Source organism: Vibrio sp. VP6 (assembly GCF_028823755.1).
Taxonomy (GTDB): domain Bacteria; phylum Pseudomonadota; class Gammaproteobacteria; order Enterobacterales; family Vibrionaceae; genus Vibrio; species Vibrio parahaemolyticus.
In genome coordinates this window covers 14,429-38,022 of the sequence record NZ_JAPEID010000008.1, presented here as the reverse complement: position 1 = coordinate 38,022, position 23,594 = coordinate 14,429, and the positions used below count along the sequence as shown (strand labels likewise).

The window sequence follows — 23,594 nt, the reverse complement described above, 5'->3', positions numbered from 1 at the left end:
AAAAAGAAACCCGCTCTTTGGGAGTTTACTCCGAAGCAGCGGGTTTCTTTTTAATGCGAGTTAGTTGAATGCAGCGTCGTTCGATTCATCATTCGAAGCAGGAAAACGCTGCTCGTAAAGCTCCATAAAGTCCTGACGAATCAAATGCTCTAAATGGTTTGCCTTATCTGTCGGGCAGAAGATCATCACATGCACAATCTGCTCACCATTAATATGACTTGAAATGTGGATGTGCGGCTCTGCGCCCGGCAGATCAACGCCAGCATGCTTCTCGATCATGGCATTGTAACGATGTGCCACATCACTAAAGTAACTGCAATGCTCATCAATTTTGTCCGTTAACGGTGTCAGTAGCGGATACAGGTTGACGAAGTCTTTCACCACAATGGTGAAATTATGGTAAACATAACGCTTCATGAAGTTGAGGTTTTTAACCGGATAGGTGAAAAACATACTATTAGGCAACGTCGCGGTTTTACCCGTGTAATGGTATTGCCCGTGATGCAAATCGATCTCTTGAATCACCGTCGCCATCATGTTGTGTTCGATCACCTCGCCACACAACTTACCCACTTCAATCCAATCACCCACTCGAAACGAGCGCGAACTCGCACGTTGAATCGAGCCTGTAAAACACAAAATGATCTCTTTCGATGCCACCACAATAGCGACCGCAATCGCTGTAACACTGAGCGCAAACTCACTGATTTCTGATTGCCAGAGGATAAACAGGATCAGCAATGTGAACGCAAACGTACCGTTTTTGGTTCTGGACATCCAACTGCGTTGATCTTCGGTTAAAAAGGCATGATCACCGCGAATCATCGACAAAATTGAACGACGTACCAACCACATAAAAAACAAAATTAATGTGGTAAACAGCATTTTGTGCGTGAGAAGAAAATCGACGACCAACTGCACTTTCTCCATTAACCAGCTCCCTTGTTACAGACTTATTATCTTTCGAATAGTAATGGGTAACCATAACAAATTATTCTGTCAGTTGTCCGTGTTCACTCTCTTTAAATACGATAAAGGCACGTCGATTCAGTGCGTTTGCTTCCGAAGTCGTTTGATTTATGACCGGTTGCAGTTCACCAAACGCTTTGACCTCCCAAACAAGCCGCGACGCATCAAGTTTGGTCTTGAGATATTCGACCACTGTTTGAGCTCGTCGCTCTGCCAATTTTTCATTGTAAGAAAGCGAGCCGACTTGATCGGTGTGCCCTGCAACCAAAATGCTGCCTTCTAACCCTTGTAACTGTTCAATGAAATCATCGAGCTGAGTGAGATCTTCAGCTTTCAACTCTGACTGATCAAAGTCGAAGTGTGGCGTCATGGTCATATAAACCTTGCGCTCTGGCTTTGGAGGTTCACAGAATGGCATCTCATCATATTTTTGCGCCTCCTCAAACATGACGTACGCTCGGCGGTTTTCAGCACGCGCTTGCTCTGAAGTATCGAGCGTAAGCGGTTGAGTCTCGCCAAAGTGCTTGATCTCCCAATCATAAAAAGTGGGATCAAGCTGCTGCTTGAGGTACGCCGCAACGGATTGTGCTCGGCGTAGAGAAAGCGCGTCGTTGTACTCGTTTGAACCTTTATAATCAGTGTGACCGACAATGGTAATGCGTCCGCTTAAACCTTGAATATCGCGAATAAACGCATCCAGACTTGTCGCATCTGCTTCTCGAGTCTTGAATTTGTCGAAATCAAAGTGCTCTGCAACGGCAATATGAATTTCTCGCTGCGGCGCTAAGCACTCACTAATAAGAAATTTAGAGACATTCACATCGGAGAATTTCTCTCGGTTTTCTTGGCTCACGTAAGTTTCGGTAGCGCAACCTGCTAACAATGCACCAAGCATAATGCCGCTCAACAAGCGAATCGTCGTTTTCATGTGGCCCTCTTATAACTTACCAACTAGGTTAATGAACACGCCTGATGCGTCGTAGTCATCATCATTCGCAAGGTTGCTGTCAAAGCCTGAGAAGTTATAGCCGACGCCGACTTTGAAGTTGTCGCCAAGATGTTTGTTCACTGAAATCATCGCACCTTGCTCTAACTCATCGTAGGTCGAATCGGTCTTCCAATGGTACTCGCCTGTCACGTCCCACTCTTTCATCACTCGGTAAGAAGCACTTAAGCCGTACAATGAGATTTTGCTGTCAACCGGAATGTCTTCACCCGATTGACGAGTGAAAAGTTCATGCTTGTTTTTAAATGCGTATTTCGCGCCTAAATCCCAGTTGGCATCAAGTGAATAGATGCCTTCCACTTCAATGATATGGCTTTCTTCATCTTTGTAATCCACATCGCGATTGAGTTGGTCGAAGTCCACTAAGTAGGTGTAGCGCGACAACAAATTCAAACGATCGTTGTAAATTGGGCGATACGCCAATCCAGCGGTCGACTCAATAAAACGAGCCAACATTTTGTCGCTTGATTTGCTTTCTGAGCGTGAGTAATTGAACTTACCGAATAAGGTGTACTCTTCCGTCAGGTGATGGGTGTAACGGTTGGTCGTCACCCATTGGTCAATGCGTTTTTTGTCTGGGTCAGCAGAGTCATCTGTCTTATCGACACGATATTCCACTTTGTTCTTGAACAACACATCATCGACATCAATCGAGGTGCTTACACTCACCGCTTGGCGCTCGGTGGTGATGTTTTGATCATCCTCGATTTCGCCTTTCTGATAGCCGATACCCATGTCGATGTCGTCGTTCATGTCGTAGCCAAAGCCGAATGAATCGATGCGACCTTTGCCGTTGTTCTCATCAACAAATTGGTTTTCTTGGTAGAAATCGACCGTTGAAGTCAGATCTGCACGTTGGCCGACAATCACGTTGTTTTTGCCTTCGTAGCTGTCATCGACATAGGTTAAGTAAGTGCTGTAGTCTTCCGTCACATCATAAGTCACGCTGGCTTCAGCTGCATCGCCACGATCGCCCGTGGTGTATTCTGCGCCGACGACGAAGTCTTCTAAAATACGCGTTTCACCACCAATAGTGACGCTGTCGTTCTCATCGTACTCATCTGTTTTTCCAACGGTTTTTTGCCCTTTGATGTAAACATTGTTGTCGCTATCCCAAATGTAATCGGCACGCAGGCCCGCTAAGGTGCCTTTGCCTTTTTCGTCTTCGTTGTTTAACTCTTCGACTTGTTTACCTGCTGCGGAAATCTTGATGTGTTTGGTCACTTTGACCTGAGTTTCCAGTTCTGCCTGTTGAGAATCCGTTCTTAGTGTGCCGTCGGACTCACGCTCTTCCATCGAGGTAAATCGAGTTTTCACCGCAACACGATCCGTTGCTTGAAGACGGATTTCCGTACCATAAGATTCTTGTTCTAAATCGTCATCTTGGCTTGCGTAGCTGTAACCTGCATCTTTAGATTTGTACCAAGCTTTTACATCGTTACCCACAGCAGAAAACACGCTCGGGGCGATATCGTAAAGGTTCATCACCCCTTTCACTTGATAAGAGTCACCTTCACGATCATCCGCACTGCCGCCAATAGGCGTAAAGGTTAAACCGCCATCGAAAGAGACATAGTTAGAATCAGTTTGACGACCTTTACTGTGGCCGAACTCGGCTTTCAAATAGGTGCCTTCTGATGCTCGTAGCGTTAAGTCTGTGCCGTACGCTTCATAGTCTTGGTTATCTTTTTCTTCGGTTTGATAGTTTGCACCTACACCGATGTAGTCGTTTACCCAACCTTTGACGCGTCCACCAGCGGTCATTGCACCAAGCGCTTCACTGCCTTGAGGCACGTATTCATAATCAACAGCAAGATAGTTGTCATAACCGTCAGCTGGGGAGTCGTTAATGACCGAGCCAAAGTTGTCAGAAATGATGTTGTTTAGTGGTTTGGTTAGAATAATTCGGCCTTGGTATGGGTCGATTTCATAGTCACGTCCCGACTGCAACGGCAGTTCTTGCAAGGTGATGCCGCTGTTTGGGTCGACCACCTTAACCATCACTTTGTCGCTGCCCGGTACAACTTCGCCATGGCGTAAGAAGTACAGCGAACCGCCAGTACCTAAAAATTCATCGTGCGCAAACAGCGAATCCGATTCGGCGGCAAAGCCAACGATGTTAAGACGATCTTCACCAAACTTGGTGGTAGAACGTGTGCGATAGTCACCTTTGAAACCATATAGGCTGCGGTTGTAATCGTTGTTGTCAGTACCAGTTATACCTGTGTTGTAGTTCCCCCACAAAACGTTGGATTTGTCGTATTCAACGTTGAGATACACTTTGCCTTTGGTGTTGACCACTTTGTAGATGTTCGAGCTGTCACCGTAGTTGCCGTAATACATTTCATCGTCGTCTTCGAGAATGTCGAATACGCTGGATGAATCAGAGGCAAACGGGTGCTTAAACATGTCTCGCACGTCACTCTCTTTGGTATCAAAGTGGGTGGTGATTCGGAGTTTGTCACCAAACTTACCTTGGCCAAAATACGCTAAGCGACCTTGGTTGTAGATATCATCTTGATATTGGTCATCAACCGCCAATGCTGCCGAATTACCTGTGACTTTGTTTTTACCAATGTAGAAGTCCGCCAAACCCGCTTGTACCCAATATTCATCCGGAATACGCACGTACAGTTGGTAACGTCGCTCTTCACCGCTATCAAATACCACACGAGTTGGGAACAGATAGGCGTCGGCTGGCAAGTATTGTTCGGCGTAAAGCTCGCCCTCTTCTACGTCAAATTCATCTTCACCAATCACCACTTTGTCGACACCTTTTAGTCCCGTACCCATAAACCTTGCCAGACCAGCCGAGGTAGGAATGTTGTGGCGCATCAACTGAGCTTTGCCGAGCTTACGGCTTTGATCTTCTTCACCATCATTCTTGTCGATGTCGACTTCAGAATCGGGTTCAACAAGATCGATCACACCGACACTTGTCACGTCCATGTTGCCGTCTTTATCAAACGCTTTTAAGCGAAACAGAAGCTGCGTGTTGGATTCAAATTGGTAGTCTTGATCGGTCTTGCCATCCCAAACGATGTTGAAATCGTTGGCAAATTGCTGACCTTCCACCACCGCCAGCGGAGACACCAAACCACGATCGCCACCGCGATACACTTCTAACTGGTAATGATCCACGTAGTAACTGAAGTTGGTGGTGATAGCAAAACTCATCTCTTGCAGAGGTTTGCCGTTTCTGACTTCCACATTGCTGCTGATGCTCAGATCCAGCACCGGGTCAAAGCGCATGATGTCACGGCTAACCCAAATCGCACCTTGTTCCAGATAAATACGAGAATTGTCGGTTTGTTCATGCGTGTTAGCTTCAATACCCAGTGAGTCACTGCCCAGCTTTTCTAACTGGCTGGTGTCTTTTGCGTACGATAGGATCGGCAACGCCGCCGCGATACATATCGTCAGTTTTGATTGTCTAAATCTAATCATAATTTTCTTGCTTAACCGTTGCAGTCAATGGCTGAGAACAAGCCCAGCCAACGTGTAAGTTACGAACGGTTAATCATCCCCACTGCTTTGAATACTGAAGTTAAATTTCGTCAGTTTGTTTGGTGTGATTCGTTGTACTTTCGGGTTTTCACTGATCACTTTCATACCCGTTGGTAGCGAGTCTGTGTCGACTTTGACCAAGAACTGCTTCCCTTTCTTATTCAACACCCACTGATCTGGAACATGGTATCGACCATATTGGTCGGTCTCGATAATGATGCCTTCGACGGTAAGCAGTCGAACGCCCGGAATACCGTCTTCATAAAGCCCTTTGTTCTCAACGACGATCTCCCAAAGGTACTCATCCCCGTCGCGATAAAGGTTTCTCTCGACATCGATGTTCTCTGCCGACAGGCCTTTTTGCTTATCACCTTTATGCTTGGTAATCGCATTGCCTTGTTGGTCGAACTCGATGTGCGTGCCGTTATCGGTGGTCACCTTGAATGAGAAGCCTTGGCGAGTGCGTGTTTTGAATTGGAACGCCACTTGGTTGCTCTGCTTAAGCGTTCGGTTACGAGACAAGCCATATAGCTCATCCACTTCGTAGCCTTTATCCATTCTCGACATCACTACAGGTTGACCTTGCAGTTTGCCCGTCACATCTTTGAGCTGAGTTTCTACGCCATCTTGGATAATGAAGGTCGAACTCGGAACGTAATCACCTAGCGCAAGGTCAATGTCGATGAGAACATCGTCCGCGGTTGCATCGGCTTGGAAACCATCACCATTGTGGTCTTCGAACACCTTTCCGATGATAGAAGCGGTATCGAATACTTTGTCTGGCATCACTTCGACGGTTGCGCTCGCTAGGTTCGATTTCACCACGTAGTTAGTGCTGGTGTTCTGTGCCGAGAAGCTTTCTGCTGGTGGCGCTTCTGCCCATGCAGTGTTGGTGTAGACGCCAAAAGTAGCACCGACACTGACGCGCATTAGGTAACGAATGCGCACAGCATCCGCAGTTTGAGAATCGCCTTTACCATAGATATTCATGTCACCAACATCGAAGAACAGCTGGTTTGTCTTGGTCGGCTCGACCGTGATTTGAATATCGTCTGAGGTATCAAATACGCCATCAGGGCCGCTATTTACCATCTCGGTAGAATCAGGAATGTAAGCAAAGCCACCAGGATAACGGTCGACCAAACGCACTCCTGAGAATGGGTTGTCGTTTTCGTTGGTGATCACCACTTCATATTCAACGACTTCACCGACACTGGCTTCCGATTTGCTTGCCACTTTAGTGACTTTCAGCATGCCTTCGTTGTAAGCCTGCTTTTTCACTTTGATCGTGACATTCGCAGATGCCGTTTCGCCCGTTGACGCTGCTGCCGTGAAGACGTTGGTAAAGTTGTCATCAATGCCTTGATTAATCTCACCTGTCACGACGATTTCAAACTCATTGCCTTGGTACGCTTTCAAGGTATGGTTGGAATTGACGTTGTTATCCGAATCCACAGAGACCACAACGCCAGATTTCAGCTCTGTAATAGTCGCTTTCCATGTCGTGAACAACGCATTACCGTTGCTACCAATCAATTTGTCGATTTCATCCAACAAGTTCACGCTCTCTGCATCGCCAGAGCCACGGTTGGTCGCCGTCATCGTGAACGTGATTTCATCGTCATCATTGGTGTATTCGGCTTTATCGGCCACTTTCGTCACCGATAAGATGATTGGTTGCGGTTTGATAATGGCGACATCTTCTGCCAAAACATCACTTTCCGATTTGTCGTATGCGTAAGCATGGTTGGTGATTTCGCCCATCGCGTCTGCATTGACCACACCGGTAATCTCAATGTCTAACGTGTCGTTTGGCGCAAGAATCACGCGACTGTTTACATCCAGATTGTCGCCCTGAATTTGCGGCAGAACGATGGTTCGTTCATCGTTGTATGAACTGGTTATACGCCAACTGGTAAATGCTTCAGCTTGAGTGTCGTTGATGGTGTTGACCTTGAGTTCTGAGATCAGATCTTTCAGTACCATCTCTTCAGTAAATGAACCCGATTCATTCGTTAACACCACGTGGTAAGTAACACTCTCTCCCGGACGGTAGAACTCATCGTCAACGGTTTTTTCAAGTTTGACCGACTCCGGCATCGCCAGCAGTGTCGCTGTTGAATCTTGCGTTTCACCACGGAATGTGGCGCTAGCAGTATTCTCAATTTCGCCAGTAGCGTATTGATTCACTAGCCCTGTAATCACAAACTCGACTTCATCATTCGCAGCAATCGTTAGCGTTGAATCGATGTCGGAATTCACGCCCGGCATGTTGGTGATCTCAGTTTCCGCATTCGCTTTATTCACCTCAATGCGCCAAGAGTCGAACGCTTTTACCGATGTACCATCAAGACGCACGACTTCAAGGTTGCTAATGGCGTCTTTTACAGCCACATCTGTCGCTGGGACTGTGCCTTCGTTCTTCACTTTGACGCGGAACGTCGCTTCTGCACCCGGAACGTAATATTGGGTGTCTGCGGTTTTCTCAATCGAGATTCCCTGAGATTGAGGCTGAACAGTGGCACTTGAATGCTGCTGCGTACCGTTGAGATCCGCCGTTGCCGTGTTGGTGATATCACTCGCGGCTAACGGGTTAGTCTTCGCGGTGATCGTGAACTCCACAATGTCATGCGGTGCTATATCGATCATCGAACGGATATCCTGATTATCGATGGGCATCGGGGTAATGGTGGTGCGGCTGTCGCTGTTCGTCGTTTCAATCGTCCAACTCTCGAAAGCACGCTCACTCACGCCATAGATGTTGGTGGCTTTAATGCCCGACAAAATATCTTCTAACGCGATGTCGTTATCGAAGCCATCAGTGCCGTTGTAAACGCGAACGTGGAATACCGCATCTTCTCCCGGAATATACATTGGAGATTCGGCTGTTTTCTCAATCCACACTTCTTCAGGCAGCGTTTCTAAGGTTGCGGTTGCTTCTGTCGTTGCACCTGCAAACTCAGCCGTTGCTGTGTTAATAATGTTGGCAACCGCTCGGCTGTTCACCGTGCCTGTAATAGCAAATTCAACCGTATCTCCTGGAGCAATATCGAGATTGGTCGCGATGTCCGAATTTGGTCCCGGTAAGGTCTCGATATTGGTGCGAAGGTCACCTTTGCTGATCACGATAGTCCAATCGTTGAATGCCGCTTCCATTGCGCCACCAGACGTTTCAACCTCTAATGCAGAAATCAAATCCTCCACTTTGACATCCGCAGCAAAACCAGAACCATTGTTCGTGACCTTGACTCGGAATGTCGAGAACTCTCCCGGCTGGTAATATCGTTCGTCAGCGGATTTTTCGATAACGACATCGCCCGGATAAGGTTTTAGCGTTGCAGTTGCGAGAATATCTTTGCCGTTGTAGCTGAGTGTGGCTTGGTTAACGATGTCACCAGTTGCTTGTGCATTCACTAAACCAATCACGTACAACGTAATGCTGTCATTTGGTGCTAGGTCGATGTTGTAGTCAATATCTTTATCCACCACCAGAGAGTTCGCATCGACCGTAGTTAATGCACTGCCCGCCACATATTGAACGGCCCATTGCAAAAATGCTTGGTTGGTTGAACCATCAATCGTATCGACAGTTAACGCGCCAATGGCATCTTTCAAATTGATGTCGTTCGCGTAGTTGTTGCCTTCATTGACAATTTTGAGAATGTAACCCGACACTTTGTTTGGGCTGTAATGCTCCACCATCGGCGTTTTCGTAAACGTTAGATCGGGGATCTTTGCCGTGCTGGTCGCTTCTGCCGTTTTTGTGGTGCCGTTGTAGGTAACATCAACGGTATTGGTCACCTCGCCAACGACTTGCGAGTTGAGCTCACCTTCTACGGTGATGGTCACCACATCATTAGGCGCAATATCAATACTGCCATCAATGAACTCGTCATTGGCTGCGGGGAACTTAGTGGCTCCGCTCAAAGACTCGGCATTCATGTAAATAGTCCCAGACTCAAACGCAATCACGTCCGCACCAGTCACACTGGCCGCCGTAATTTTGTTTACGAAGTCTTTAACTTGGACATCGTTCGCCCAGTTTGCCGTGGTGTTTTCAATTTGAATCGTATACGTCAGCATATCGCCAGACTCATACTGAGTTTTATCGACGATTTTTGTCACATTCAAATCAGCGGCAGCTGCAACATACGTCGCTTGCGCGGCTAGTTTACTCGTCGCGTCACTGACTTCGACCACGTTTGTGATATCACCAACCAGATCGGCTTTGACCACACCTTCTACATGCAGCTTGACGCTATGATCAGGGTGAATATTGTAACGAACTTGATAACCGTTATCGCCCGTTACTTCTGAGCCCGACACAGCTTGAGTTAAGCTCGGATCCGTTCCATCTACGCTAACGCTGACATCCGACCAACCCTCAAAGGCACGAACAGGCAAGGCAGAACCCGCTTTTTCAGTACGAATGGTTTTCCACAAATCCGCAATCAATACGTCAGTTGCATAGCCGCTGCCAGTGTTTTTCACCTCAATGTCGTAACCAATAGTGTCGCCCGGATGGTAGATAGCCGCTGGATCGGTAGTGATTTTCGTGACGGCCAAATTGCCCGGTTCAGGAACGATCACTTTTTCGCGTAAGTTATACGTCACATAGCGCGAGCCACTGCTTAACTTCCCTTGCAACTGGTTGGTAAACTCGCCAACCGCGTCGTCACGCACGTGCCCTACCACCTCAATGAGAACCTCGGTGTAGGTGTCATCTGGCGCTTTGCCACCCATCTGAATGGTGGTGTCGATGTCGGTATTATCCGCAATGAGATTTAAGTTGTTGATGTCGGTGTACGCCGGGTTACCGTCAGAGATAACGCTCGCGCTTACACTCCAATCTTTCAGTGCGACTTTTTCAGTGCCGTCCGCGGTCTCCACCAAATAGCTACTAATGGTATCGCGCACATCCACTAGTTCATTATTGGTGGTTACATTGCGAATTCGCATCTGATAGCGCACTTCCGAGCCCGGCGTGTACGTCGGAGTGTCCGTCGACTTTTGCGCCAGCAGATTCGAAGTTCCCGGATCAAGCACGACAGCATTACTGTCCACGCCTGCAACTTTTGCGACGTTAGTTATTGCGCCCGTTGCATCCGCCGCAACCGTGCCATCAATTTCAAAGACAACGGTATCGCCTGGCATCAGATCGAATGCTGCGTTTAAGGGTACATTGCCTTGATATTGACCATTGATGGAGAAGCGGTCTGACGTTGGTGCACTAACAATCGCCACGCTGTAATCCGTAAAAGCTGGTTTGCCATCAGACGTATTAATCTTGTCCAGTTCATCCACAATGGTGGCACCATTAGTGGTACTTTCACCTACGTTGGTGACTGAGACTTGATACTGGATCTGGCCATTCGGATTGTAGTGACAATCAGTGCCCGTCGAAGATGGGAACATACACGTACTGCTGTCGGCGGTCGTGTTCAGTACCAGTTTTTGGAAATCTAAAACAGGTGCGACAGGAGGAATGGTTTCCGTTGTGTCACTCTGGTTGCCAGCTTTTGCGGTGTTTCCATCGATATCACCGACAGCATCAGCGCGAACTTTCCCCTTTACGGTAAATTCGATCACTTCTTCAGGCGCAATATCAACCACCAAATCCAGATCATCGGTGGCATCGTATGGTTCGATGTAGGTGTCTTGCGTGCCACTGGTACCAACAGAGGTAAAGACGTGGCTGATTTCAGATTCTGAAAATGCCGATTTCGTTGTGTCACCAATAACTTCAACACGAACATTAGAGATGATGTCTTGAATCGCGGCCTCATCACGCCATACCGGTTCGGTGTTGGTCACCGTAAACTTATACACCACCTCATCTTCTGGTTTATAAGTGTCTCCCGCTGCGTAAGGTTTACCAGCAATCGAAACAATCTCTTTGTTAACGGCTAGATTGCTGCCTTCCGGTGTCACGCGAGCTGTCGCGAAGTTCGTGCCGTCGTATTTCGGCGTCGAAGCAATTTGATCCAAAGCGTCTGGGCGAATACGTGACTTCATCACAAACTCAATCCAACCGCCCGGCGCAATAGATAGAACTGGAATATCGATATCCGCATTTGCACCACCAACAAAGCCGCCGATATCCGTCGTTGCTTCACCAGAAGTTTTCACGCTCACATCCCATCCGTGCGCAGCAAACGCAGGTAAACTCTGTGCGTCTGATTCTCCAGCCGCATTTTGTGCCACTCGGACTTTGATGCTAGAGAATAACTCTTGCAGTGATTTGTTGTACTCCAGTCCTTTACCATTGTTTTGGAGACGCAGACGGTACACGATATTTTCACCACTAGACGTGTGATTGTACGTCAGCTTTTCGCTTGATAAAGACGAATCCGTGTACGCTTTGTGGGATTTGCTTACCTCAGAAGGCAGCATGTTGGCTGGCTCAGCGACTAGGTTATGACTGTTATCGATAACCGCCACGTTTAAGATTTGGCCAACCGCTTTCTCGCTGATCTTTGCTTTCACCGTATATTTGATGAAAGTGCCGCCAACAGCGAAACTATTTGCTGCAAGGTTAAACTGGGTGTCAATATCGCGGTTATCCGTGACCGACCCCGGCTCACTGATACCACTGGTATCGGTTTGAGTCGTGATGGTCCAAGAGTCAAACGCAGCACCCATCGAGCCATCTAAGTATTGGGTTTTGATTGCGCTAAGTTCATCCTTAATCGGCATGTTTTGCATGTGCACGTTGTTAAGGTTAACGAGCGATATTTCATACTCAATGTAGCCGCCCGGCGTGTAACCGCCGCTCAATGAAGTAACACCGTCTTGATCTAAGAAGCGGGTAATGTGTTTTTCGAAGTCGTATTTCTCTGCCGATGCTTTCGTCTTCGCACTGACGGTATCGCCGTCAACGGTCAACAAGTTGAGGATTTCACCGACTGCATTGTTGTTTACCGTCGCCGTCACTTTGTACTCAATTTTAGTGCCCGCGGGGATGGAAGTATGCGTGTCGATATCTCGATTATTTTCAACTGAACCATCAAGATCGAGAATGGCTTTATCGCTACCACTGACGATGTTCTGCTCGATCGTCCAGCCCGAATCAAACGCCTTTTCACTTGTTCCATCAACAAGTTCCACCGTGATGTTGGATAAGCGATCCACCACAGGAATATTGTACGCGTTCCCCTTACCATCGTTTTCAATCGTTAGGCGATAGACCAATGGCTGACCCGGCTCATAGCTTGCTTCATCCACGGTTTTGCTGAATGAAAGATGGTAGCTGTTTGGAATAACGGTGATACCGCCGATGGTAATGCTACCTACCGACTCTTCACGAACGACGCCTTCGACTTGGTATGTGACTGAGTCCCCACCCGCCACATCAATAATGGTTGAGATGTTCTGATTGTTTGCTACCGTGCCATCGAGCGTACCATCGGTTGTGCCATCACCGCCGTGGGCATCGCTTTTCGATACATCAACGGAAAAACCAGACGCGAAGGGCGTTGCAGTTGCCCCATCGAGCAATTGTGTCGTCACGTCAGTGATGTTTTCACTCACAGTATGGTCGTTCACGTAACCTGTTTGAGACGATACCGTCACTAAATAGGTCAACGTATCACCTGGTGAGTAAAAACGAGATTCGACTCCATTCACCAATAGCTTGCGCGTGACATTCCCACCGTTGTATGCCTTTTTCATTTCATGGTGTGAAATGTGAGAAGTTTCCGTTACTTCACCAAGATCGCGATAGATGTATGCATCATTTGCAATTTTATCGTTGAGATTCCCCCCTTCATCTAGCGAACCAACGACGTTATCTTTTACACGCGCTTTAATTTTAAACGTACGCACTTCGTCCGGTTCCAAACTCATTGTTTTGGAAGCGTCCCCTTCGGGATACACAAAGTTCTCCGTTGTTACAGAATGAAAACCGGCACCGTCGTCATAGTCAAATTGCCAATATTCGAACGGGCTTTGGTCCGGATAATCTTGATACTGATTGTCTTTGTCGTTCGCTAATACAGACAAAATATCTTGCAACTTATCAACGACTTTTAACCCAGTTTCAGTGTGCGAACCATTGTTGAGAACACGGATTTCGTAGGTCACATCTTCGCCCGGAACAAAGCGGACTTTATCGGCAGTTTTTAAGATCGATACATTAAGCTTGTCGCTCGAACCATCACCAATTTGTGCAGAAGACGACTGGTTCAAATTGGTTAAAGGATCATAAGCTTGCGCCGTATTGGAGATCTCTTGCTTGGCATAATCGCTTTTCACTCGACCATGAATAACGTAAACCACCGAGCCTTTCTCACTACCCACTTTAGGGTCGATATCAATACGCGAGTCAATATTTCCATTGTTTGGGTAACCCGATTTAGGCCCTGCGTAACTGCCTGTTTTGTATGGCGAGTTGTTTGAATCAATCGTCGCGTCTATCGTCCATTCAGAAAACGCATCCAGACCCACAATATCGTCCGTTACATGAACTTCGTTCGCATAACCTTCACCAAAGTTGAAAATGGATACCGTAAATGTGACCCAATCACCGGGGATAAACTCGTCATCCGGTGTGGTTTTAGTCACGATGATCTTAGGTTCTTTTGGATACACCGTAACGCTGTCTGATGCTGATGACTGGACAGTAGAATCTGGCGTTTTAACCGTCGCGGTATTACTGAATTGAGAGTACAGAATTTGATCCGGATTTGAACGGTCAATCTGAGCGACAATTGTGTACACCACTTCCACATTCGGTGGAATTTGAGCGTTAGTATCTAAATCAAGGTTGTCTGAGAAGCTGCCGACATCGGTGTAAGCAGGATTGCCGTTCAGCAAAGGATCGTCAGACTTGATTTCAGCACTAATAGTCCAAGCATTGAAAACTGGCTTAGTGACGCCATCTGGCTCCAAAATTTCAGCCGTGATGGTTGATATCGCATCTTTGACTTGCACATTGGTTGCATAGCCGTTTTCTTTCGCATTTTTCACACTGATTTCAAACGTCACTTCGTTGTCCAGCTTGGAATACGAGGTTTGCTTGGTATCAAAACTGGTATCGGTGTTCGTTTTAACACGCTTGTTAACCTCGATAGCGAAATCACGCGGATCAGAACCTCGGTCGGCGTATACAGTGCCATCAACCGTCACTTGGTTTTGAATGTGCCCATTCGCCAGAGGATGAGTGTCTGCCACGATGGTGTATTCAATGTAGGAATGTGGCTCAAGCGTCGCAATCACATTCAGGTTGTCGGGATACTTTACTGCCCCAACAATACCAGTGTTGGAAGCCGTCGCGGCTGTACCGTCTGCTTTATATGCGTTTGCAGTAATGGTCCAATCCGAATAGGCGTTGATCGTATTACCATTAATGTCTTGAGTAGTGATCGCCGAGAGTTCATCCAAGACCTGAACTTGGTTTGCAAAGCCATCACCATCGTTAGTCACTACGATGGTGTAAGTGAGTGTTTGACCCGATGAATAGTAACGACTGTCGACATCTTTACTAACACGTAAGTTGTCGTCAGGAGTTTGAACCCCTGAACCACTTTCGGTCACGTTGTCGTTGGCGCAGCTCGTCGAGTCATCCAAAATAACGCCCATGCTAGCGTCATTGGTTTTTGCGGTAAGTTTGTATTTAACGGTTTTTCCTGGAGCAAGATCGGGCGTCAAAGCAATTGGATTTGAGCTCCATGAGCCATAGCTATACGAACCCGGATCCGAGCCAAGCGAGTCCTCACCCGAAATGACGTCAACTTTCCATTCTTTAAACGCTTGAGCATCGCCTACACCGCCTGCTTGCTCCGTCATGACACAAGTTAAGTTATCTTGAATCAATAAGTTATTGGCAAAGTACTTAGACGAACCGTTGGTTACCGTAATTTCATATTCGATGTTTCCACCGGGCACATATTCTGATGCGGTGGTTGTTTTAGAAATGGCAATATCGGAATCAGAAACGTTCAGCACTTTTTCTGCATTGACTGTATCTGCGACGTTTGCGCTCTGAACTAATGAACCTGATTCATCTTTGACGGCAGCAGAAAAGCCTTGAAGCGTACCAATGGTGATTGGCGTCAGTGTAGCTTCAACTAGGTAAGTGATTGACTCACCAGGGTAGATCGACACCGTATCGTCAAAATCGACATCAGTTTGAACTCCACTAGCTTGATAGGCAGATAAGGAGTTAGAGCCAATGTTGTTGACCGTTACAGTCCACGTTGAGAATGGATTTCCGGTCACATCGGTGTTGTTAAAAGCAGACGAGAGATCGTTCGCCAAGCCATGGTTGGTAAGTAACGTGTTGATGTTCTGCGTAACGTGGTAACCATGTGCAATCGCACCACCGTTGTTACTGACTTTGATTTCGAAATTGAGCTTACCGTTTATTAAATAAGGTGTCGAAGACAAAAGTGTATGGGTAAGCGTAACGTTCGGCGTCGCTGGCGGCGTGACAAGAACATTACTTTCTACAGGGCCATCGCGCGTTAACGCCGACGCCTTAGTTGTAATGTCAGAAACCAGATCATTCGCAACGGTCGCTTTGATGGTGTAAGTGATGTAACCACCCACGGATAGCTCCGCATTCTCTACCGACAAATCATCTGCTTTCGAAAATGTTCCCGTATTACTCCCAGAAGAAGCGACAGCACTGATCTCGACATGACGAAAAACTGGAGCGTTGGCACCGCTTAGAACCTCACCAGTAAGAGACAGAAAAGGTTGGGTTATGTCTAAGCCTTTTACTGCAAACAGGCCAGTATTTTTTGCGGTGAGCGTGTACGTCAAAACGTTAGCGACTTGATATTCAGCTGGCGTTACCGCTGCATCTAGCGTGTATTTGTATTCGGCAGGTTCAAACGTGACGCTGGTTGTATCAACGAATGTATTCTCTGCCCCAGCAATCATCGCTTTTACTTGTGCGCCACCTAATACGATGTTTTCAGCACTCTCATGAGACACTGTCGCGCTAACATGATAAGTAACTCGACCAAATGGCAGCAATGTCGCGCCAGTCACTTCTAAGTTCGCATTGCTAGATGCGTAACTACCAGCGATTGAACCTAGACTGTGAGTGTCTGATATCGATACGCTCTGAAAGGCTTTTTGGTCGCCCGACATGACATCCCAAACCGCGTTTATCACTGAGACATCTGCAATTGTGTCCGCCGTTGTATTTTTTACCTCAATCGAATACGAAATTTCTTCACCATTTTCATAATGACTCCCAGAAGCAGGACTAAATGAAATTTCCACCTCTCCTGCAGCTAGAGCATTGGCAGAGGTAAATAAGGCAACTAAGAGTAAGGTAAAACAACGCTGAACCATCGACACAGTACTTTCCAATTTATATAAAATTCTTATGAATTACCGAGAGTAAAATGAACACAAAATCGTCAAAATTTTGAGGCGACGAATTTTTGACGACAATTAATCAATAAATGTCACGATATGGTCAATTTTTTATTTAATAACCATAAATAGGTAGATATATAATCTTATGATTGCACATCCAATAATTTATAACGTTCGAAAACCATAGGATCTGGCAATATCGTTAGATTTAAAGCATGAATTAGTAGATAGGTGAAAGGTAACTGATTATGATATTTAAATTTATATGAAACGACGGTTATCAGAATTATCTGACAACAACTTAAAACTAGTAACACAGCGTTGTAAATGAAAACAATGATGAATACTAGATAAGTCATCATTTTATCAAACTAAGCCACAATAGAAATTATTAATTAAAAATCAACAAGATAAAATAAATAAAAAGTAATAAGCAAACCGTAATCCACACCATTTAATAGAAATTATTTTCAAAAAAGATTAGGAATGATTCGACGCATTATAATTTATAGCGAAACTTAACCATTCTCGATCGCAAAAATTGATATATAGGAAAGAAAATTACCGATCTTAAGTAATACAAAACTTACAAAGCAGGACAATTCCTACAAATAACCAAGAAAATATCATTCGTTTTCGATTTGGCTTGTTAAGCCCATCAAAAATACCGATAAAAAACTAACAAATAAAAACATCAGAGTGTTGATAATTAAAGCTGTCACTCGAAAATCATCGGTAGATTGGTTCAGTCTTAACAACATATATCCGATTAAAATACGCTATTTGAAAAAGAAAATTGCCCCGCTAGATCTATATCCAACGAGGCATGTAATTGGCGAGAATACGCTTCTTCGAAGACGGAATACCTATTCTTCTCGAAATGCTCGGTTCATGCTTTCTGTCAGTGGCTTAATCAAATAACTCAGCGGTGTTCGAGGCTCAGACAAAATGAGTACTTCGGCGTTCATTCCGGATGTCAAACGGTACTTAGCAACGTCATCTTGAGAAATTGAGATTCGCGCTAGATAATAGTCATCTTGGTTTTCTTGTGACAATTTATCCGCAGAAACAGTCAGCACCGTGCCATCGAGAGGAGCCAATGTTCGTGCATTCAGAGCGGTTAATCGCACATGCGCTTGTTGTCCTGGATTGATCAAGTCAATGTCTTGCGGATTGACTCTTGCTTCAACAAGCAACTTATCATCTTGAGGCACTAACTCTAACAACGTTTGTCCTGAACCAATAACCCCCTTTTCAGTGAACACTTGCATGTTCACTACGCGGCCTGAGATTGGTGCATTGATTGAAGTTCTAGCCACCACATCTTGAGCAGATCGATACTCTTCACGAATGGCAACGACTTCTTTTTTGGTATTCCGCAACTCTTCGACGATTTCATTCAATCTTTCGAGCTTTAACTCCTCTATCTTAGCTTGGTTCTCGTCTAACCTTTTCCCAACGGTTAAAGATTGCCGATCAAGCTGACTTAGAGTACTGCGAACCTCTGCGGCAAGCCGTTTGAGTTGCAACAAAGTGGATTTGCCAGAAAACCCCTTCTGGACCAAAGCTTGGTTACTTGCAATTTCTTCTTCAATAAAGTTGAGGCGCTCTCTTTCGATGACTTTGGTTTGCTTAAGATTTTCGAGCTCTAAGCTCGCGCCAGAAATACTTTGTTCAATAATACTAAGCTTGCTCTCAAAAAAACGCTTTCTGGCAGTAAAGATTTTGTTTTGTACTAACTGTGCTTCTTTAACGATGTTCACACGAGGAATCGCTTCTAGATCACCAGACCACGAGATATCCGCTAATTCATCCAATTCGGCACTCAGCCGGTTTTCCTTCGCTAGCGTGTGAATGTACTGACCACTAACTGCATCTAACTTGGCCATTGGCTGACGTTGCGATAATTGAACAAGCGGCTGGCCTTTCTTTACCAAATCGCCCTCTTGAACATACAGTTTTTCAATGATACCGCCTTCTAAATGCTGTATCTCTTGCCGCTTGGTTAGAACAGACAAATCTCCATAAGCGATAGCAGCACTCTCTAACTTTGCGGTAGCCGCCCAATATCCTAAACCGCCTAGGAAAAAGCTTAACGTTGCAACTCCGAGCAAAATTGGCTTTTTGAAACTCAAGTTAGCATCTGAACTGAAACGGTACACTTTCTCCGCAGGAAGTTCGTTAACGACTGGCTGCTGATTGCTCATTTTTCACCCTTGGAATATCCGTTCTGTCCTCACCCATTAAACGCTTCAACACTTCATCTCGAGCACCATAAAGTTTGGCGCGGCCATCAGCTAAATACAGCAATCGATCCATTTGCCTCAATGTGCTTGGATTATGGGCGATAACCACAATGGTTGAGCCCTGAGATTTTAGATAAGCGATAAGACGCTGATACGCAGCCTCACCTTCTCCGTCTAGATTGGCGTTTGCTTCATCAAAGACGACGATAGAAGGATCACCATAGACAGCTCGTGCTAGCGCAATCCTTTGTCGTTCACCACCCGACAGTCCACGACCATTTTCGCCAATAATGAAGTCGTAACCTTTGTTCTTTTTGAGGATTAATTCGTGACAACCCGCTAAGTGTGCAGCTTTGATCACCTTCGCTGGATCTTCTTGTTTAAAACGCGCGATGTTCTCACGAATGGTTCCTGGAAATAGCTCCACCTCTTGGGCCAAATAGCCAACGTGAACACCTCGGTCTTCAGATGCCCAAGTCGACACTGCCATGCCATCTAAAGTCACCTTTCCAGCTAAAGGCCGAATGTTACCAAGCAATAAGCGAGCAAATGTCGATTTACCAGTGCCAGAAGGGCCAATTACTCCGACGGACACACCCGGCGGGATTGATAATGTGATAGAAGACAGCACTGGCTCATTCGCACCCGGGTGACGGTAAGTGAGCCCGGTTAACTCATAATGGCCTTTCGGTTTAGGTAACGGCATGTCAGATTCGTCTTGACGAACAATCGCATCAATCTCCTTTAACCGTTTATAAGCCGTTCGCGCAGACATTGCGCTGCGCCATGTTCCTATCGCTTGTTCCATCGGCGATAATGCCCTGCTCATCAGAATAGAGCTCGCGATCATCGCACCCGCCGTGATTTCATGCTGAATAACCAACCATGCGCCACCGCCGAGTAAAAATATTTGCAAAGAGCCACGAACAAATTTAGAAAAGTTAGCCATATAAATCGATTTTCCGGCAACTCGCTCTTCAAGCACACTGACACTCTGTACTCGCGATTGCCACTGTTCCAAAAATGCGTTCATCATCCCCATGGCTAAAATAGAGTTGGCGTTTTGTGTCGCTAACTCTGCACTACTAATATGAGAAATGGCCCTAACTTCACTTTCTTGCATCGTCTTTCTCGTCATCAACTCGTTGATCAAACCTAAGCTAAACAGAACGACAGAACCAAGCAACGCAATGTGCCCAAGCAAAGGATGGAGTAGATAGACGAACAAAATAAACAGCGGTGTCCAGGGAGCGTCTAACAAAGGATAAGGGGCTTGGCTGCTCAAAAAGCTTTTTATGGTTTGAATATCTCGAAGAACCTGAGAGGTGTAACTCTTTCCAGTATGCGATTGATACTGAATGCTTCGTTTAAGCATGAACACTGAAAGTTTCGCGTCCATCCAAAATCCGAACGATTTACTCATTTGTGCGCGAGCAATATCGATAATGGACATAGTAAACAAAGCCGCCAACACGATGATGGTAAGAAGCAACAAGGTGTCAGTCGAATAAGATGAGATGACTCGGTTGTACACTTGCAACATATAAAGTGGGATAGCAAGTACGAGTAAATTAATGAAGAGACTAAAACCGATCAGCAAACCTGCAAGCGTGCATAGTTTTTGTCTGACTTCTTTGAAAACTGTTTTCTGCACGATTACTTCCACTTTAATCGAATGATGTAGGCGCTAGATGACTAGCGCCTTAAACTAGATTTTAAATAACAAATAAATCGGCACCGTAGGTGTTAATATCTGTTTCAGTAACACCAATCAGCTTAACGGTTAAATCTGCGCCGTCAGTAAATACTGCATTGCCAGCCGCATCGTAGCTGAAAGTTAAATCGCCAAACTCTGTCACGGTGTCACTAATGATGTGAAGCGAGTCTTCACCGATAGTGAAATCCACTACCTTCGCTTCACCATGACCACCAAACTTGTCAGTGAACACAAACTTGTCGCTGTCACTGCCACCAACTAAAACGTTATCACCTGAACCTGCGACAAGGATATCTTCCCCGACGCCGCCGTTCAGTTTATTGTCGCCGAGAAGACCTAGTAGCAAGTCATTTCCCGTACCTCCGCCAAGATAATCATTTCCCGTACCAGCTCTCAGGACGTCGTCACCAGCACCACCGATTAGACGATCATTGCCCGCGCCGCCAATGATATAGTCATCACCACCGCCACCAACAAATGAATCATTACCGCCATAACCGATAAACAGATCATCACCGCCATCGAAATCAGCGATATTGTTGTTTGCGCCTGCATCGCCTAGATACGTGTCGTTGTCACTTGTGCTCATTTTTATTCCCTCTGGCTTATTTATTGAATAGACCTTTTATTCCACGTCTGATGAGATTCGCTCCAGACATGAGAAGTCTAATAGCCAAGTGGATAAGAATGAGTTTGAATATGGGATGATATTTCTAACTGACCTTTTAATTATAAATATAAAACTTAGTACTTTATCTATTGTTTTCTTTTAATTACATGCAGTTATTCCTAGTACTAGAGGTTTCTTTTTGCCCAACTTGTGGCTTGCGTCCTATTTTTCACTTCTAACTTTCTAAAAATATTGTATAGATGCGATTTAATAGTATGTTCGCTGATAAATAGTGAGTCAGCTATTTCCATATTTGACCCCCCCTCCTTCAACATTTTAAGAACCTGAATTTCGCGTCGTGTCAGTTCCACTTCAATTGCGGGCTCTGAAACGTTATTAGATTCTTTTCCTTTGTAATAATTTACCAATTGATCCAACAATCTTCTTGATAGCCAATTATCTCCTTTAACAATGGCCCCTAATCCTCGACAAACCTTTTCCATAGAGTCCAATGGACCAAATATGCCTTTGACATGAGGCCAAGACGCTAGCTCTTCAGTATCTAAGTCATAACCCAGATTAAGCATGATAGTACCTAGCACTTTATTGCTATCCTTTAGATAAACTAAAGTGTCAGAAGGTGTATCAACTGAAAAGTCAACCAATAAAAAGTAACGATCTGGGATGAGTTCATGATAGCTAGGGTTTTTAGCATCGATGATTGTTATCTTCGTTTCTGTATTTTTAGAAAGCATTTCCTTAAAGTTTTCACTCTGTAAACTTTGTTGAGTGAGCATTAGGATTTCAGGCTTTTCCGTGTACTGTTCCATAATGTTTCTCATACTTTCATTAACTTAAGATTCTTAATTTCGTAGTTAATTATCAGCACTCAAGCTCATATCTAAGTGCTAGACAACAGAGTAAAGTTATTTACTACCTTTTTGAATTACTAATTTATTAAAAACAGAAACAAAAAAAGTGTTTCTCATAAAAGAAACACTTTTAACTAAAGCTATTTTTAAAAAAATATACGTATGCACTAAATTAGTTAGGTATTTTTTTATAAAATCAAACCATCTCTATAGAGTGATCTGAAATATTTTCTTTTGCCCAAATCAGTGCTTGTACTCTGTTTTTTACATCAATCTTTTTAAAAATATTGTGAAGATGCGTTTTAACTGTATTTTCGCTTACAAATAACTGTTCGGCTATTTGTTGATTAGAGGCCCCCATAGATAAAAACGTAATGATCTGTTGTTCTCGCTTAGTCAGTATTGCTGGAACGTTCTTATTAATCGGCCTACTATGACGACGCAAATGAGTAATGTACTGCTGTGCAAATTTACGACTGAACCACATATCGCCTTGGAGAACCTTATCAATGCCCGTCTGTAAGGTCTGTATGTCGTCTGAAGTATAGAAAATACCAGCAAGCGCCCCCCAAACAAACAGCTCATCCGTTGAGATAGATTTGTCACAGTTGATGAGGATTTCAAGCGTTCCAGTTAAATGGGGGGTTTTAAATTCCATATAACGAGCAAACACTTCATCTGTGATAACACTGTAATCCAAGACAATCGCTGATATGGATTGATTTCTTACAAATGGGCTAGCAAGATTTTCTGGAGTGATCAGTAGAACGTTAATACCGAGCTTCGTTTCCAAAACATCCTTTAAGAGAGATGACTGTAGACTGCCCTCCGTGATTAAGATGACATTCCTTGTAGTTTGATGCTCCATCCTGCTCGCATTCCTTTAGTAGTTTTGATTGAAATATGCAATAGAGTAGATAGAGCGGGAGCATTGTCAAGTATGAAAATCCCTAGTACTAATTAGTAACCTATTGAAGTGTCAATCATTTTTAAGTCACGGCATGATGTAGGGAGAAATGGAAGATAAAAGCTATCCGATTAGAAAATGATGAGTAGAAGTCGTGCTTGTGACTTAGTAAATTGAAGGAATGATGAATTTTACAAATGAAAAAAGGGAGTAAACACTCCCTTTTTATTAATGAATCGGAACAGAATTTTTCTGATTAAACTTGCCGAAGTATTGCTCCAAAATTTCTGGCGTTAACTTGCCTTCTGCTTCTAGCTTTTTAAGCTCAGCCGCAATGGCTTTTTGCTCTTCTAGCGAAGGCAGCTTTACTTCTGGCTCCTCTGCAGCGTCTTGAGAAATCTGCGCTAGTTCTTTTTCGAAGTCGTTCAT

The 23,594-nt window shown here is 45.1% G+C and carries 10 protein-coding genes; all 10 read right to left on the bottom strand.

Going from position 1 to position 23,594, the window contains the following annotated elements; translation table 11 throughout:
- Positions 1–60: 60 nt before the first annotated feature.
- Entirely contained in the window at positions 61–930 is an 870-nt protein-coding gene (locus tag OU793_RS07355; protein WP_005463003.1) for a mechanosensitive ion channel family protein, read from the bottom strand.
- Between the two features lie 61 nt (positions 931–991).
- Complete coding sequence (locus OU793_RS07350; RefSeq protein WP_159404389.1) at positions 992–1,897, bottom strand: OmpA family protein; 906 nt, start codon at positions 1,895–1,897, stop codon at positions 992–994.
- A 9-nt stretch (positions 1,898–1,906) separates the two neighbouring features.
- Positions 1,907–5,422, bottom strand: a complete 3,516-nt coding sequence (locus OU793_RS07345; RefSeq protein WP_159404390.1) for a hypothetical protein — start codon at positions 5,420–5,422, stop codon at positions 1,907–1,909.
- A gap of 69 nt (positions 5,423–5,491) precedes the next feature.
- The gene (locus tag OU793_RS07340; RefSeq protein ID WP_193237438.1) at positions 5,492–16,786 is read right to left on the bottom strand and encodes a DUF11 domain-containing protein; all 11,295 of its coding nucleotides are present in this window, start codon (positions 16,784–16,786) and stop codon (positions 5,492–5,494) included.
- Between the two features lie 893 nt (positions 16,787–17,679).
- Positions 17,680–19,020, bottom strand: coding sequence for an HlyD family type I secretion periplasmic adaptor subunit (locus OU793_RS07335; RefSeq protein ID WP_005462986.1), 1,341 nt, complete (start codon positions 19,018–19,020; stop codon positions 17,680–17,682).
- The gene (locus tag OU793_RS07330) at positions 18,995–20,713 is read right to left on the bottom strand and encodes a type I secretion system permease/ATPase (RefSeq protein ID WP_069491610.1); all 1,719 of its coding nucleotides are present in this window, start codon (positions 20,711–20,713) and stop codon (positions 18,995–18,997) included. Before OU793_RS07330 ends, OU793_RS07335 begins: the two co-directional genes overlap by 26 nt.
- Before the next feature lie 61 nt (positions 20,714–20,774).
- Positions 20,775–21,365, bottom strand: a complete 591-nt coding sequence (locus OU793_RS07325; RefSeq protein ID WP_015313551.1) for a calcium-binding protein — start codon at positions 21,363–21,365, stop codon at positions 20,775–20,777.
- Between the two features lie 206 nt (positions 21,366–21,571).
- On the bottom strand, positions 21,572–22,228 hold the full coding sequence (gene cpsQ, locus OU793_RS07320; RefSeq protein ID WP_005462983.1) for a cyclic-di-GMP-binding transcriptional regulator CpsQ: 657 nt from the start codon (positions 22,226–22,228) through the stop codon (positions 21,572–21,574).
- Between the two features lie 226 nt (positions 22,229–22,454).
- Complete coding sequence (locus OU793_RS07315; protein ID WP_005499727.1) at positions 22,455–23,126, bottom strand: LuxR C-terminal-related transcriptional regulator; 672 nt, start codon at positions 23,124–23,126, stop codon at positions 22,455–22,457.
- Positions 23,127–23,393: 267 nt separating this feature from the next.
- Positions 23,394–23,594: a chromosome segregation ATPase gene (locus OU793_RS07310; RefSeq protein WP_005499728.1), complete on the bottom strand. Its 201-nt coding sequence runs from the start codon at positions 23,592–23,594 to the stop codon at positions 23,394–23,396.